Consider the following 15,029-nt stretch of genomic DNA (forward strand, 5'->3'; position numbering starts at 1 on the left):
TTGGTGATCGTGGGCGCGCCCCACTTCTTCTCCAGCACGACGTTACGGCCCTTGGGCCCCAAGGTCACCTTCACGGCGTCAGCGAGCTGATTCATGCCACGCTCAAGACCGCGCCGGGCGTCCTCATTGAACGCGATCATCTTGGCTGCCATACGGCTAGACCTCCCAGATACAGGGTGGCGTGCAGCGGATCGAGCCGACGCCCGCGACGGCGTAGACCCGCGTTACCACGACACCTGTCGCCGTGGATCGGCAAGCCCCATCGCCTCGATCCAGGTTGTCACTCCCGACGTGAGAGTGCCAACGAACTGTTTAGCACTCTACCCTGCCGAGTGCAAGCGGCAACCCCTATGACCTGGGCGGCCCATGGATTTCCCTGACCGTATGCGGAATATCGGGTGCGTCCCGCTCCGGACACAAGGGACGCCCGTGACATGACGGAAGGTTCGGCCCGTCATCGGTAGGCGGGCCGAACCCCCACACCCGCCGGACGAGGGTCCGGCGGTCTCTTCGGCGACCGGACGGTGCCGGCCCGGCGTCACACCGTGCGCACCGACTCCGCCTGCGGGCCCTTCTGGCCCTGTGTGATCTCGAACTCCACTCGCTGGCCCTGTTCGAGCGACCGGTATCCCTCGGCCAGGATCGCTGAGTAGTGGACAAAAACGTCCTTACCACCGTCTACCGCGATGAAGCCGTAGCCCTTGTCCGCGTTAAACCATTTGACGGTGCCCTGCGCCACTTTCCGACTCCTCTTGCTGGGCTCCGGACCCCGCCCACTCCTCCGCGGGGTCCGTGACCTTCGGAGCCGAGTACATGCGAACTCTCGGCTACGTCGATCGTTATCGACCATACCTGTGACGAGGGTTGGCGCAACAGAGTCAATCAGCAAACTACGCCTTGACGTTCGCTGTCGGCTGGACGCGACTCTTTTTTGCCGGACTTTAGTTGGTTGACAATTGCACTACAGGGCGGGAAGGGGACCGGGCCCGTATCGACTTCTTTTATGATAGCCGGGCTGATGGGGGGCCCAAGACACGCGAACGCCCGTGCGTCCCCTGGACGCACGGGCGTGGGAACGTCGCGGAGAGTCAGCCTCCGGCCACAGCGGGGATAACCGAGATGTGTGCGCCCTCAGGCGTCACGGTGTCCAGACCGTCCGCGAAACGGACGTCCTCTTCTCCGACATACACGTTGACAAAACGACGGATCTTGCCCGTTTCGTCCAGAATGCGAGCCCCGATTCCGGGGAAGTCGGCGTCCAGCTTCTGCAACACCTCGCGAAGGGTCGCCCCTTCACCGTTCACCTCCGACGCACCATCGGTGTAGGTACGGAGAATCGTCGGAATCCGTACAGAAACGCTCATTTACCATGACCTTTCAGGAGTTGTCCGCGACAGCCGTACGGAATGCGTTGAGAGACGGCCGGATGACAGCGGTCGGCCTGGCGTGCGCGGACACCGCGTCCAGGGTCTTCAGGCCGTCGCCGGTGTTGAGCACCACCGTCTCCGCGTCGGGGTCCAGCACGCCGTTCTCGGTGAGCTTGCGCAGCACTCCGACGGTCACGCCGCCCGCCGTCTCGGCGAAGATGCCCTCGGTGCGGGCGAGCAGGCGGATGGCGTCCACGATCTCGGCGTCGGTGACGTCCTCCACGGCCCCCCCGGTCCGGCGGGCGATGTCGAGCACGTACGGCCCGTCGGCCGGGTTGCCGATGGCGAGCGACTTGGCGATGGTGTCCGGCTTGACCGGCTGCACGGCGTCGCGGCCGGCCTTGAACGCCGCCGCCACCGGCGAGCACCCCTCGGCCTGCGCGCCGAAGATCTTGTACGGCTTGTCCTCGACGAGGCCGAGCTTGACCAGCTCCTGGAAGCCCTTGTCGATCTTGGTGAGCTGGGAGCCGGAGGCGATGGGGACGACGATCTGGTCGGGGATGCGCCAGCCGAGCTGCTCGGCGATCTCGAACGCCAGGGTCTTGGAACCCTCGCCGTAGAACGGCCGGAGGTTCACGTTGACGAACCCCCACTTCTCTCCGAGCGGGTCGCCGATGAGCTCGGAGCAGAAGCGGTTGACGTCGTCGTAGGTGCCCTCGATGCCGACCAGCTTGCCGCCGTACACCGAGGCCATGACGATCTTGGCCTCCTCCAGGTCCGCCGGGATGAACACGCAGGCGTCCAGCCCGGCCCGCGCCGCCGCGGCGGTGACCGCGCCCGCGAGGTTGCCGGTGGAGGAGCAGGACAGGGTGTGGAACCCGAAGGTACGCGCCGCCTCAAGGGCGATCGCCACGACCCGGTCCTTGAACGAGTGGGTGGGGTTGCCTGAGTCGTCCTTGACGTGCAGGCTGCGCAGGCCGAGCTCGCGCGCGAGGTTGTCGGCCTTGACGAGCTTGGTCCACCCGGGGGCGAGGTTGCGCTTGGTCAGGACGTCGGACGGCACCGGCAGCAGGGAACGGTAGCGCCAGATGTTCGCCGGCCCCGCCTCGATCTCGCGCCGGGTCACCGTGGCCGCGTGGCCGTCGGTGGAGGCGGTCCAGGTGTAGGCCACTTCGAGTGGCCCGAAACACTCGATACAGGCGAAGCTCGGGCCGAGTGGGTACCGGGTGCCGCATTCGCGGCAGGACAGCGCTACGGCGGGTCCGAAGTCGAGGGTGGTCGTTGTCTCAGCGGTTGCGAGCACCATGAAAAGAGGCCTTTCCCCTCATCTGCGCCCGGCGGCCACCGTGGCCGCGGGCCGGAATTGGCACCTGTCCCGGCTGGTCTCTACTGGTCGGACACGCGTCGTTCGGCAGACGCGGATGACCACAGCCGGGAGGGTTGCCGGGGCTTCACAGGGCCGGTCCCTCCACCCCTCTGGATGAGCACATATGAAGTTGTGGGCCTGTGCGGCGGCACAGCCGGGCACAGACCTATAGAACTGTACCTCGGACCTCGATGCCCCTGACCAGGCGTCTCAATCAACGAGACGCGCCAGAGGGGTCGGTCTGGGGTCGCCGCACAGCGTCAGGACGGCCCGCCGTAAGCGTCACCGAGGGCCGCCTGGACGTACTTCCTCGCCTGGTGGATGCGCGACTTGGCGGTGCCGAGGGGGATGCCGAGCTGCTCGGCGACCTCGCTGTAGTCGAGCTGACAGAAGTCACGTAACACCAACGCCTGCGCCAGGTCCGGTTTGTCCGCCTCCAGCGCCTCCATCGCGTCCAGCAGGTCCAGCCGGGACCCGGCGATCACGCTGACCCGCCGCGGATCGGCCCGGGTCTGCGGCAGCTCCTCCGACGACTGCTCGGCCGCGCGGCGCTTCAGCCCGCGGTAGGTGGTGCGTGCGCAGTTGGCCGTCACGATGTGCAACCAGGTGGAGAAACGTGCCCTGCCCTCGAAGCGCGCGATGTTGCGCGCCACCGCCAGCAACGTATCCTGGCAAGCCTCCTCCGCGTCCTGGTGGTAGGGCAGAAGCCGGGCACAGTGGCGCAGGACCTCGGGCTCGATGCGGCGGAGAAGCTCTCCGAGTGAGCGGTGGTCACCTTGGGCGGCGGCACGGGCCAGCTCTTCTGTCGTCTCGTCAAGCGCCATGCCGGAGCCCCTTCCGGCCACTCGCGTGATGTACGCGCCCGGCCACCCGCTCATCTTATTGGGGGCGTAAATTTTATTGACCCGGTGGCCACGCGCGCAGCGCAGCGGAGAGGAACGGCGAGGGACGACCGCCACACGGCGGACGAGGAGTGGTGATGGTCGGATGAATACAGTCCTACTGGCTTCGAACCGGGGTCCCGTGTCGTTCATCCTCGCGGACGACGGCACACTCACCATGCGCCGCGGCGGAGGCGGCATGGTCTCCGGTCTGCAGGAGGTCGCCAAGGCGTCCGACGTCCTGTGGGTGTGCGCGGCGCTGTCCGACGGCGACCGCAGCGCCGTGCGGCGGGCACCGAGCGGGCGCCTGGACCAGGCGGGGTACGACACCGGCGCGGTGCGCATGCTGGACATCCCGCCCGCGACCTTCCACCGGGCCTACAACGCGGTGGCCAACTCGACGTTGTGGTTCGTCAACCACCTGCTGTACGACATCCCGAACTCCCCGCACTTCGACATGCGCTTCCGGCGCGAGTGGGAGTCCTACCGCGACTACAACGCGGCGTTCGCCCTGGCCCTCGCCGAGGAGGCCGCGCACGGCGCCCGCGTGATGATCCAGGACTACCACCTGACCCTGGTCCCGGCGATGCTCCGCGTGGAACGCCCGGACCTTCGCATCGGCCACTTCTCCCACACCCCGTGGGCACCGCCGGAGTACTTCTCCCTGCTGCCGGACGACATCGCGGCCGAGCTGCTGTCCGGCATCCTCGCCGCCGACCAGGCCGGGTTCCTCGCGGGGCGCTGGGCGGCGTCCTTCATGGACTGCTGCGAGACGCTGCTCGGCGCGCACGTCGACCGGGCCGAGCGCACCGTGACGTACGAGAGCCGCACCACCCGCGTCGGCGTGCACGCGCTCGGGGTGGACGGCGACGCGTTGTGGGCGCGGGCGCTGGAGCCGGACGTCGAGTCGCACATGCACGCGCTGCGCGAGCGGGTGGGCGACCGGCGGCTCATCGTGCGCATCGACCGCACCGAGCTGTCCAAGAACATCGTGCGCGGACTGTACGCCTACCGGCAGTTCCTCACCGACCATCCCGAGTGGCACGGCAAGGTGGTGCACCTCGCGTTCGCCTACCCCTCGCGGCACGACCTGCCCGAGTACCGCGAGTACACCGCGGCCGTGCAGCGGTGCGCCACCGAGATCGAGGACGAGTTCGGCAGCGAGGACTGGGACCCGCTGATCCTCAACGTGGACGACGACTACGCGCGCTCGCTGGCCGCGTACCGCATGGCCGACGTGCTGCTGGTCAACCCCATCAGGGACGGCATGAACCTCGTGGCCAAGGAGGGCCCCATCCTGTCCCCCCACTGCGCCCTGGTGCTGTCCAGGGAGGCGGGCGCCGCCGCGGAGCTCGGCGCGGACGCGCTCGTCGTCAACCCCTACGACGTGTCAGGCACCGCCGGCGCGCTGCACGAGGCCCTGCTGCTCCCCGAGGAGGAACGCGCCAAGCGCGGCGCCCGCCTGCGCGCCGCCGCCACGGCCCTCCCCCCGAGCCGGTGGTTCGCCGACCAGCTCGCCGCCCTGGACCACCGACCCGGCCGGGACGGCCCCTGAGAGCGGCCGTCAACGTGCGCCGGCCCTTCGCGTGGCCGTCGGCGCCCTCCGTTCCGCATGGATGCGCCCGATGATACGTTCGGGGCTGTTCGCACGATTTTTCGAGGCACCCGGGGGCCCTGTGAGCTCGTCCACGTCCGCCGGGAGCACCCGGCTGACCAGGGACCGCGCGACCTGGCTCATCTACCTCCAGCTCGTCATCTTCGCCACCTACCTGTACGGCATGTCGGCCGCCCTGCCCCTGCTGCGGCTCGACCAGGGCGTCTCCCAGGCGGTGGCCGGCCTGCACGGCACCGCCATGGCGGTGGGCGGCATCCTCACCGGCACGGCCATCCCGTGGCTGACCCGCAGGTTCGGCAGGCGCGTCGCCACGTGGGCCGGCCTGCTCACCACGTCGCTCGGCGCGGTGCTCGTCGTGGTCACCACCGCGCTGCCCGGCACGCTGCTCGGCTACGCGCTGGCCAGCGGCGGCGGCACGATCACCCTGTACGTCGGCATGTCGGTGCTCAGCGACCACCACGGCCCCGCCGGCCCCGCCGCCATCAACGAGGCCAACGCGGTCGGGGTGACCGTGGGCATCGGCACGACGTACCTGATCAGCCTGCTCGGCCAGTCCCCGCTCGGCTGGCGGGCCGGCATCCTCGTCACCCCGATCCTGACCGTGCTCCTGCTGCTGCTGATGGGCCGCGTGTGGGTGCCCGCCACCCCGGCCCCGCCGCCCGTCCCGCGTGACGCCGGCACACCCGCCGAGACGGCCCGGGCGCCGTACGGCCTGCGGTTCCACGCCGCGTGCGCGGTGCTGTTCTGCCTGGTGGCCACCGAGTTCCTGTTCAACGTGTGGGCGGCCAAGCTGCTCGCCGACCAGACCGGCATGACCGCGGCGGCCGCCGCGACCGGCCTGACGGCGTTCACCGCGGGCATCGCGGTCGGCAGGTTCGCCACCGGCCGCCTCGCGCTGCGCTACGACCCGACGCCGCTGCTGGCCGGGGCGCTGGTGGTGACGCTCGCCGGCTGGGCGGTGTTCTGGCTGGCCGGCGGCCCGGTGGCGGGCTACGCGGGGCTCGCGTTGAGCGGCCTCGGCGTGGCGGTGCAGTTCCCGCTCGGCCTGTCCCGCGTCATCGCCGCGTCCGGTGGGCGGCCCGACCAGGCGGCCGGCATGGCGTCCATCTGGGCCAGCGTCGCGGTGGGGGTCGGGCCGTTCGCGCTCGGCGCCCTCGCGGACGGCGCCGGCACGCGAACGGCGTTCCTCATCGTGCCCGTGCTCATCGCCCTCGCGTTCGCGGGCATCGCGCTCAGCTCCCGGGGGGCCGTCCCCGCGCTCGGCGGCGCGGCCCAGGGCTGACCCGGCCTACCCGCGCCGCCGCGCGCGGCGCTCGATGGCGTCGGCGAGTGCCGCCAGCAGCTCCGCCACCCCGGCGGGCCCCTCCACCACCACGTCGGCCAGCGCGGCCAGCGCGGTCACCTCGGCCGAGGCGCTGCACACCGCCACCCCGGGCAACCCCGAACGGCGCACCGCCTCGAACGCCGCGAGGTCCCCGAGGTCGTCCCCGGCGAACAGCACCGAACGGGCCCGGCGCTCGGCGAGGAAGGCGTCCAGGGCGAGGCCCTTGTCCGTGCCGGTGGGCCGGATCTCGATGACGAGCCGTCCCGGCTCGATGGTCAGGCCGGTCTCGTCGGCGAGCCGCGCGAGCGGCTCGCGCAGCAGGCGCAGGGCGCCCTCGGGGTCGGCGGCCCGGCGGGTGTGCACGGCGAGGGCGCGGCCCTTGTCCTCGATGCCCACGCCGGAGTCGCCGTCACGGGTGATCGGCAGGCCCAGCGAGGCGATCAGCGAGGGCAGCTCCGCGCGCACCCGGATCACGCCGGAGGGGGGCGGCGGCTCGGTGACCCGGCCGTCCTGCCAGCGCTCCACGCCGTACTGCCCGAGGACCACGAGGCCGGGCACGTCGGCGAGCCCGGGGCCGCCCGCCACCTCGCCGTAGGCGATCGCGGTGGCGGCGGGGCGCCCGGTGATGACGACCACGGCGCCCACCAGGGCGCCGAGGCGGGCCAGCGCGGCGGCGGCCCGGGGATCCACCCGGGCGTCGGCCGGGTCGGGGACGATGGGCGACAGCGTGCCGTCGAAGTCCACGCCGATGACCGCGCCTGCCGGGTCGGCGGTCATGGCGGCGAACCCCGGGATGTCCGGCAAATCATGAAGATTCACGCGGTCTGCTCTACCCCTCGTGTCATGGGCGCATGCCCCCGCGGGCAACGCCTCCCTGGCGGCCACCGCCGGGCCGGCCGTCGCGGGCCCCGGCCGTCGCGGAGGTCACGGCCGGCGCGGAGGTCACGGCCGGCGCGGAGGTCACGGCCGGCGCGGAGGTCACGGCCGCATGCCGAACCGGCGGGCCGCGCGCTCGCGGCGGCGGGCGTCGCGCAGGCGCTGGAGCCGCTTCACCGTCATCGGGTCGTGCGCCATGGCCTCCGGCCGGGCGATCAACTGGCCGAGCAACTGGTAGTAGCGCGTGGCGGAGATGTCGAAGGTCTCGCGGATCGCCTGCTCCTTGGCGCCCGCGTGCCGCCACCACTGGCGTTCGAAGTGCAGCAGCTCGCGCTCGCGGTCGGTCAGCTCCCCGGCGGGCCCGGCGGAGGGAGCGGGGGCCTGCTCCTCGGCGGCGAGGGGGGCGGGACGTTCCTCGGGATCGCCGTCACCGTGCTCGGGGGCGGTGTCCATGGTGACCTCCTCGGTCGGGCACGCGGGAGACGCGGACGGCACGCCGGGGCCGGAACGGGGGACCGGCGGACGAGCGCGCCGGGCGGGCGACCCTGAGCCACGACGCGCGCGTGCGGCCCGTGGCAATCGTAGTCGGGAAACCGCCGCCGTTCATGACAGTCACGACACTTCGGAAGACGCACCTCCCCCGCAGCGGCCTATGATCGCAGGTTCGCACGACGTACAGTCCCCAAGTGTGACCTCTGCCATCACTCTTCTCACCGACTACGGCCTGGACGACGGCTTCGTGGCGTCCTGCCACGGGGTGATCATGGGAATCGCCCCCGAGGCACGGATCATCGACATCTCCCACCTGGTCCCCTCGGGCGACATCCGCCGCGGGGCCGCGATCCTGGCGCAGACCCTGCGTTACCTGCCGGCCGGCGTGCACATCGCCGCGGTCGACCCCTCCGGGGGCGGTGCCCGGCGGTCCGTCGCCGTCGAGACGGCGGGCAACCGCGTGTTCATCGGCCCGGACAACGGCCTGCTGTCGTGGGCGCTGCTGGCGTCCGGCGGGGCGCGGGCGGCGTACGAGCTGGCCAACGAGGAGTTGTTCCTCGGCCAGGTGTCGCCGACGTTCCTCGGCAGGGACGTGTACGCGCCGGTCGCGGCGCACATCTACTCCGGGCGCAAGCCCGCCGACGCCGGGCCCGAGCTTCCCCTGGAACGCCTGGTGTCGCTGCCCGCACCGACCGCCCGGCTAGGCGAGGGGGCCGTGGAGGGCGAGGTGCTGTCGGTGGACCGCTTCGGCAACGTGCAGTTGTCGGTCACCGCGGACGACCTCGCGGCGCTCGCCATCAAGGTGGGCGACACGCTGGTGATCGCCATGGGGCGGCGGCAGATGACCCTCCCGTTCCGCGACTCCTACGCGGCGGTGATGCCAGGCAACCTGGTGGCGTACACCGACACGGCGGGCATGGTGGCCTTCGCGGTCAACGACGGCGACGCCGCGCAACGGCTCGGCCTGCCGCCAGGTGCCCACGTACGGGTGGCCCGGGGCTCCTGATCACCGCCTGACCTTCCGCACCCCTGTCCCGTGCTCCGTCACCGCGTACCGTCACACCGGTCACGCGAAACCCTCCGCGGGCCGGGCCCGCGGAGGGTTTCGTCATGTGGCCGTCAGATGTGGATGACGTCGTGCGCCTCGGCGAAGTGACAGGCGCTCGCATGGTTGCCCGCCCTGATCTCCAGCAGCGGCTCCTTCTCGGCGCAGATGTCCTGTGCCTTCCAGCACCGCGTGCGGAAACGGCAGCCGGACGGCGGGTCGGCCGGCGAGGGCGGGTCGCCCTGCAGGATGATCCGCTCGCGCTGCTCGCGCCCCACCGGGTCCGGCACCGGCACCGCCGACAGCAGCGCCTGGGTGTACGGATGGGCGGACCGTTCGTAGATCGCGTCGTCCTTGCCCAGTTCGACGATCTTGCCGAGGTACATCACCGCGACCCGGTCGGAGATGTGGCGGACCACCGACAGGTCGTGCGCGATGAAGATGTACGCGAGGTTGAACTCCGTCTGCAGCCGGTCCAGCAGGTTCATCACCTGCGCCTGGATCGACACGTCCAGCGCCGACACCGGCTCGTCGCAGACGAGGATCTCGGGCTGGAGCGCGAGCCCACGGGCGATGCCGATGCGCTGGCGCTGGCCGCCGGAGAACTGGTGCGGGTAGCGGTTGATGTGCTCGGGGTTGAGCCCGACCACCTCGAGCAGCTCCTGCACCTTGCGCCGCCGGTCACCCTTGGGCGCGACCTCGGAGTGGATCTCGTACGGCTCCCCGACGATGTCGCCGACCGTCATGCGGGGGTTGAGCGAGGTGTAGGGGTCCTGCATGACCATCTGGATGTTGCGGCGCATGCGCTTGACCTCGGCGCTGTTGGCCTTGGTCATGTCCCGGCCGTTGATGCGCACCTCGCCCGAGGTGGGCCGCTCCAGCGCCATCAGCAGCTTGGCGAGGGTGGACTTGCCGCAGCCCGACTCGCCCACCACGCCGAGCGTCTCGCCGCGGTGCAGGTCGAAGCTGACGCCGTCCACGGCCTTGATGGCGCCGATCTGGCGTTTGAGCACGATGCCCTGCGTCAGCGGGAAGTGCTTGACGAGGTCGCGCACCTGCAGGATCGGCTCAGCCGGCTCTGCCATCGAGGACCTCCCGGTAGTAGTGACACGCGCTGCTGCGCGACCCGTCGATCTCGTACAAGGGGGGCACGTCGGTGACACAGTTCGGCTTGCGGTACGGGCAGCGCGGGTGGAAGGCGCAACCCGTCGGCAGGTCCAGCAGGTTGGGGGGCAGGCCCTTGATCGCGTAGAGCTCCCGCCCCTTGAGGTCGACCCGGGGGATCGACTCAAGCAGGCCTTCGGTGTACGGGTGCGCGGGGTTCTTGTACAGGTCGTAGACCGGGGCCTTCTCCACGATGCGCCCGGCGTACATCACCGCGATCTTGTCCGCGACGTCGGCCACCACTCCGAGGTCGTGGGTGATCAGGATCAGGCCCATGTTGCTCTCGCGCTGCAGCTCGGCGAGCAGCTCCATGATCTGCGCCTGGACCGTCACGTCGAGGGCGGTGGTCGGCTCGTCGGCGATCAGCACCTCCGGGTCCAGCGCGATCGCCATCGCGATCATGATGCGCTGGCGCATGCCCCCGGAGAACTGGTGCGGGTAGTCGTTCACCCGCTGCTTGGCGGCCGGGATGCGGACCCGGTCCATCAGCTCGACGGCCTTCTTCATGGCCTCGCGCTTGGGCATGCCGCGGTGCACGCGGAACATCTCGCTGATCTGCCAGCCCACGGTGAACACCGGGTTCAGCGCGGAGAGAGCGTCCTGGAAGATCATGGCGATGCGCTGGCCGCGGATCTGGCCGCGCGCCTGGTCCGACAGCTTGAGCAGGTCGGTGCCGCGGAAGCGCACCTCGCCCTTCGGGATGCGGGCCGGGGGCATGTCGAGGATGCCCATGATCGCCTGGGCGGTCACCGACTTGCCGGAGCCGGACTCCCCGAGGACGGCGAGGGACTCCCCGGCGTCCACGGTGTAGCTGACGCCGTTGACGGCCCGCACCAGGCCCTGCCGGGTGACGAACTCCACGTGCAGGTTGTCCACCACGAGCAGCGGCTCGGACGTGGTCTCGTCGGCACTGAGATGTGTATCGATTGTCGGGTTGCTCACGTTCGGTGCCCTCTCCTACCGCAGCTTCGGGTCAAGCGCGTCACGTACCGCGTCACCCAGCATGACGACGCTGAGGATGGTAAGGCTGAGGAACAACGCGGGGAACAACAACGGCAGCGGCGCCTCCAGGAACCTGTTGCGAGCGTCCGCGATCATCAGGCCCCAGGAGATCTGCGGCGACTGGATGCCGACGCCGAGGAAGGACAGGGCCGCCTCCGCGGCGATGAACGCGCCGAGGTTGATCGTGGAGACCACGATCACCGGTGCGACGGCGTTCGGCAGGATGTGCCGCATCATGATCCGCCCCGGGCTAGCGCCGAGCGCGCGGGCCGCGACCACGTAGTCCTGGTGCTTGGCGGTGATGACCGCGGCGCGCATGATGCGCAGGATCATCGGCCAGGCGAGGATCGACAGGGCGAGCACGACGCTGGCGATGCCGGCGTTGTCGCGGCCGATGACCGCGAGGATCAGCAGGGCGCCGAGGATGGAGGGGATCGCGAAGAAGATCTCGGCCACGCGGGAGAGGATCACGTCCACCCACTTGCCGTAGAACCCGGCGAGCAGGCCGAGCGCGCCGCCCACAAGGCCGGTCACGATCGCGCTGACGAAGCCCACGATGATCGAGACCCGCGCCCCGTGGATGACCCGGGAGTAGACGTCGCAGCCGAGGTTGTCGCTGCCGAACCAGTGATCGCCGGTGATCCCCTGCCGTGCCCGCGCCAGCGAGCAGGTCTGCGGGTCCACGCCGACGCTGTCGAACACGCCGGGGAACGCCGAGATCACGATGAACAGCGACACCATGCCGGCGCCGATGATGAACACCGGGTTGCGGCGCAGGTCGTACCACGCGTCCGACCACAGGCTCGCGGGCTTGTCCTTCTTGCCGGACGGCTTTGCGGCCGGCGCGGGCGGCGCCGTGGTGATCGTGTCGTTACTCATAGCGGATCCTGGGGTCGAGGACGGCGTACAGCAGATCGACGACGAGGTTGGCCAGGATGTAGATGAGCACCAGCACCGTCACGATGCCGACCACCACGTCGTTCTCGCGGAGGTAGACGGACTGGAAGAGCTGCTGGCCGATACCGGGCAGGTTGAAGATCGTCTCGGTGATGACCGCGCCGCCCATGAGCGTGCCGAGGTCGGCGCCGAGATACGTCACCATGGGGATCAGCGAGTTGCGCAGCGCGTGCCGTCCGAGCACCCGGCGGCGTGGCATGCCCTTGGCGACGGCGGTGCGCACGTAGTCGGCACGCAGCGTCTCCATCAGGCTCGTGCGGGTGAGCCGGGTGAGATACGCGATGGAGACCGTGGCGAGCACGAAGCCCGGCAGCAGGTAGCTGCGCCACCCGTCCTGCACGCCGGCGACGGGGAAGATCCCGAAACCGAGCGCCTTCTTCAGGCTCACACCGAGTACGAGCTGGAGCACGAATCCGCTGACCAGGGTGGGGATCGACACCAGCAGGAGCGTCCAGGCGAGGATCGCCTTGTCCTCCCACTTGCCGCGGCGCAGCGCCGCCCAGAAGCCGAGGCCGACGCCGATGACGGCCTCGAAGATGAGGGCGGTCATCGCGAGCTTGAAGGTGACGGCGAACTTGCCCTCGAAGATGGTCGACACCGGCAGCCCGCGGAACGTGGTGCCGAAGTCACCGCTCAGGATGTCGCGCACGTAATATCCGTAGCGCACGATGAGCGGATCATTAAGATGGAACTGTTCCCTCAACGCCGCGGCGAACACGGGGTCGACGCGTTTCTCGCCCGCCAGTGCCTGCAGGGGGTCGCCAGGCAGCGCGTAGACGATGGCGAAGATGAGGAACGTGGTGCCCACCAGCACAGGGATTGCCTGGAGCAGGCGCCTGATGACGTAGCGGCCCATACAGTCTCCCGATCATTGCAAAGGGCAGCCCGCCGCAACATTGGGCTGCCCTCATGGGGTCGTCGCCCACTCCGGGTGACTCGAATGTATCGAATCACCCGGAGTGGGTGAACATTAGGCCTTCTCTACGTTGAACAAGTCGATCCGCTCGAACGGGTCGATCTTCACGTTCTTCACGTGGTTCGAGTACGCGCCGTTGGTCTGGTAGAAGTACACCGGGATGTACGGCAGCTCCTCCAGCAGCAGGTCGTCCGCCTGCTGGTAGAACTTGATGCCGTCCTCGATGGTCTTGGCCGAGTCGCCCTGGGTGAGCAGGTCGTCGAACTTCTTGTCGCTGTAGCCCGAGTAGTTCGAGCTGGCGCCGGAGCCGAAGATCGGGCGCAGGTAGTTCTCAGGCGACGGGTAGTCCATGATCCACGCCATGCGGAACGAACCGGTCCACTTCTTGGCGCCGAGGTCGTCGAGGATGGTCGCGAACTTCTCGACCGGCTTCGGCGTCACCTCGACACCGAGGTTGGTGCGCAGGTTGTTCGCGACGGCCTCGATCCACTCCTTGTGGCCGCCGTCCGCGTTGTAGCCGATCTCGATCGCGCCCATCGACTTGCCGCCGGCCTGCTCGAACAGGGTCTTGGCCTTGGCGGGGTCGTAGGTGCAGGCCTCGCCGCAGGCGCCCTGACGGTAACCGGAGACGACCGGGCTGATGAAGTCGTCGGCCGGGACGCGGGTGCCGGAGAAGACCGTCTCGGTGATCGTCTTGCGGTCGATCGCCATGGAGATGGCCTTGCGGACGTCCTTGTTCTTGGCGTAGTCGGCGCCGTTCTTGATCGGGAAGCCGATGTAGCCGATGCCCGAGGACGGCTGCTCGATGTAGCGGTCGCCGAACTCCTGCTTGGCGGTCGCGATCGCCTCGGCGGGCAGCTGGTCCATGATGTCCAGGTTGCCGGCGCGCAGGTCGTTGAACGCGGTGTTCAGGTCGGTGTAGATCTTGAAGTCGACGGCGTCGATCTTCGCCTTGCCCTCGCTGAAGTCGTCGTTGCGGACCGTCGAGATGGTCTGGTCCGAGCCGCGCTTCCACGGCTTCGACATCTTGAAGGGGCCGTTGCCGACCGGGTTGGAGCCGAAGTCGGCCTTCAGCTTGCCCTCGGACTCGAACGCGGCCTTGGGCAGCGGGTAGAACGCCGTGTAGCCGAGCATGGTCGGGAAGCCGGAGAACGGGTTCTTCAGCTCGACCGTGAAGGTGGTGTCGTCCACGACCTTCAGGCCCGAGAGGGTGGTCGCGGTCGGGGTCTTACCCTCGCCCGGGTTCATCTCGTCGTAGCCGGCGATGCTCCCGAAGAAGTAGTTGCCTTCCTGGGCGTTGGCGCCGTTCGCCGTGAAGTTCCAGGAGTCGACGAAGTTCTGCGCGACGACAGGCTCACCGTTGTGCCACTTGTAGGAGCTCTTGAGCTTGATCGTCCACGTCTTGGAGTCGGGGGACTCGATGGACTCCGCCACCCGGTTGTAGGGCTTCTTGTCCGCGTCGTAGTCCACAAGACCGACGAAGAGCGCGTTCAGCACCTCAGCGCCGCTGGTCTCCGTGGTGTTGCCCGGAATGAGATCGTGCTGGGGTTCGGCGATCTCGACCCGCACCGCCCCGGCCGCTCCCGCCCCGGCGCTGGAGCCGGCACCGGACGTGTCGCCGCCGCCTCCACCACACGCCGCGACCGCTAGTGCGAGCAGCGCGGTGCCGACGACGATCTGTGCGCCCTTGGTCACACGCATCGTGGATTAATCCTCCCTCTAAGGTGGGCGTTGAGCACTGAGCCGCTCATGTCTCACGCTTTCGAGGGATCTGGCCCCGAAATCGCGGACACGCTCAGTCGCGCCCTGCCATTCGACCGCGAGCATCCCTCACTACTTCTCACCAGCGAGTCTCTGGCACGTTGCAGTTCGGTCACACGTGGTCCTGTCGGGCGTCACACACATAGCTACTAGGCTCATTGATAAAGCCCTAACACGGCATAAACGCCCCCCTAACGTACACATGCTCCCCTTGTGCTCGCACCTGGACCGGCGCGAGCATCGCCCTGACCACCGGTGACTAC

The 15,029-nt window shown here is 69.4% G+C and carries 14 protein-coding genes and 1 riboswitch; of the genes, 3 read left to right on the top strand and 11 right to left on the bottom strand.

Going from position 1 to position 15,029, the window contains the following annotated elements; translation table 11 throughout:
- Positions 1-538 precede the first annotated feature (538 nt).
- From ABGB17_RS37205 to ABGB17_RS37220, 4 genes are all read right to left on the bottom strand, one after another.
- The gene (locus ABGB17_RS37205) at positions 539-739 is read right to left on the bottom strand and encodes a cold-shock protein (RefSeq protein WP_114033242.1); all 201 of its coding nucleotides are present in this window, start codon (positions 737-739) and stop codon (positions 539-541) included.
- Between the two features lie 349 nt (positions 740-1,088).
- Positions 1,089-1,364 (bottom strand): MoaD/ThiS family protein, encoded by a 276-nt coding sequence (locus ABGB17_RS37210; protein WP_347638780.1) that lies wholly within the window; start codon positions 1,362-1,364, stop codon positions 1,089-1,091.
- 13 nt (positions 1,365-1,377) lie between these two features.
- On the bottom strand, positions 1,378-2,673 hold the full coding sequence (gene thrC / locus ABGB17_RS37215) for a threonine synthase (RefSeq protein WP_347638782.1): 1,296 nt from the start codon (positions 2,671-2,673) through the stop codon (positions 1,378-1,380).
- A 15-nt stretch (positions 2,674-2,688) separates the two neighbouring features.
- Positions 2,689-2,854, bottom strand: a riboswitch (SAM riboswitch).
- Between the two features lie 139 nt (positions 2,855-2,993).
- On the bottom strand, positions 2,994-3,557 hold the full coding sequence (locus tag ABGB17_RS37220; RefSeq protein WP_347638784.1) for an RNA polymerase sigma factor: 564 nt from the start codon (positions 3,555-3,557) through the stop codon (positions 2,994-2,996).
- Between the two features lie 163 nt (positions 3,558-3,720).
- Here ABGB17_RS37220 and ABGB17_RS37225 point away from each other — a divergent pair, with 163 nt between their 5' ends.
- Together ABGB17_RS37225 and ABGB17_RS37230 are read left to right on the top strand one after the other, a co-directional pair.
- Complete coding sequence (locus ABGB17_RS37225; protein ID WP_347638786.1) at positions 3,721-5,169, top strand: trehalose-6-phosphate synthase; 1,449 nt, start codon at positions 3,721-3,723, stop codon at positions 5,167-5,169.
- 121 nt (positions 5,170-5,290) lie between these two features.
- Entirely contained in the window at positions 5,291-6,511 is a 1,221-nt protein-coding gene (locus ABGB17_RS37230; RefSeq protein WP_347638788.1) for an MFS transporter, read from the top strand.
- A 6-nt stretch (positions 6,512-6,517) separates the two neighbouring features.
- Here the strand turns inward: ABGB17_RS37230 and otsB are convergent, their stop codons facing one another.
- Both otsB and ABGB17_RS37240 read right to left on the bottom strand, forming a co-directional pair.
- On the bottom strand, positions 6,518-7,330 hold the full coding sequence (gene otsB / locus ABGB17_RS37235) for a trehalose-phosphatase (protein WP_347638824.1): 813 nt from the start codon (positions 7,328-7,330) through the stop codon (positions 6,518-6,520).
- Positions 7,331-7,531: 201 nt separating this feature from the next.
- The gene (locus ABGB17_RS37240) at positions 7,532-7,882 is read right to left on the bottom strand and encodes a DUF3263 domain-containing protein (RefSeq protein WP_347638790.1); all 351 of its coding nucleotides are present in this window, start codon (positions 7,880-7,882) and stop codon (positions 7,532-7,534) included.
- 235 nt (positions 7,883-8,117) lie between these two features.
- Here ABGB17_RS37240 and ABGB17_RS37245 point away from each other — a divergent pair, with 235 nt between their 5' ends.
- Positions 8,118-8,927, top strand: a complete 810-nt coding sequence (locus ABGB17_RS37245; RefSeq protein WP_347638792.1) for an SAM-dependent chlorinase/fluorinase — start codon at positions 8,118-8,120, stop codon at positions 8,925-8,927.
- A 113-nt stretch (positions 8,928-9,040) separates the two neighbouring features.
- Here ABGB17_RS37245 and ABGB17_RS37250 read toward each other — a convergent pair whose 3' ends face one another.
- The 5 genes from ABGB17_RS37250 to ABGB17_RS37270 all read right to left on the bottom strand — a co-directional run bounded on the left by ABGB17_RS37250 (position 9,041) and on the right by ABGB17_RS37270 (position 14,706).
- Entirely contained in the window at positions 9,041-10,051 is a 1,011-nt protein-coding gene (locus ABGB17_RS37250) for a dipeptide ABC transporter ATP-binding protein (RefSeq protein WP_347638794.1), read from the bottom strand.
- Entirely contained in the window at positions 10,035-11,072 is a 1,038-nt protein-coding gene (locus tag ABGB17_RS37255) for an ABC transporter ATP-binding protein (protein WP_347638796.1), read from the bottom strand. Before ABGB17_RS37255 ends, ABGB17_RS37250 begins: the two co-directional genes overlap by 17 nt.
- Positions 11,073-11,087: 15 nt before the next feature.
- Positions 11,088-12,011 carry an ABC transporter permease gene (locus ABGB17_RS37260; RefSeq protein ID WP_347638798.1) on the bottom strand — a complete coding sequence of 308 codons (924 nt, stop codon included), beginning with the start codon at positions 12,009-12,011 and terminating at the stop codon, positions 11,088-11,090.
- Positions 12,004-12,945: an ABC transporter permease gene (locus tag ABGB17_RS37265; protein WP_347638800.1), complete on the bottom strand. Its 942-nt coding sequence runs from the start codon at positions 12,943-12,945 to the stop codon at positions 12,004-12,006. The genes ABGB17_RS37260 and ABGB17_RS37265 overlap by 8 nt, the downstream gene beginning before the upstream one ends.
- A 114-nt stretch (positions 12,946-13,059) precedes the next feature.
- Positions 13,060-14,706 carry an ABC transporter substrate-binding protein gene (locus tag ABGB17_RS37270; protein ID WP_347638802.1) on the bottom strand — a complete coding sequence of 549 codons (1,647 nt, stop codon included), beginning with the start codon at positions 14,704-14,706 and terminating at the stop codon, positions 13,060-13,062.
- Positions 14,707-15,029: the final 323 nt, after the last annotated feature.

This window comes from Sphaerisporangium sp. B11E5, assembly GCF_039871875.1.
In the GTDB taxonomy this organism is placed as follows: Bacteria; Actinomycetota; Actinomycetes; order Streptosporangiales; family Streptosporangiaceae; genus Sphaerisporangium.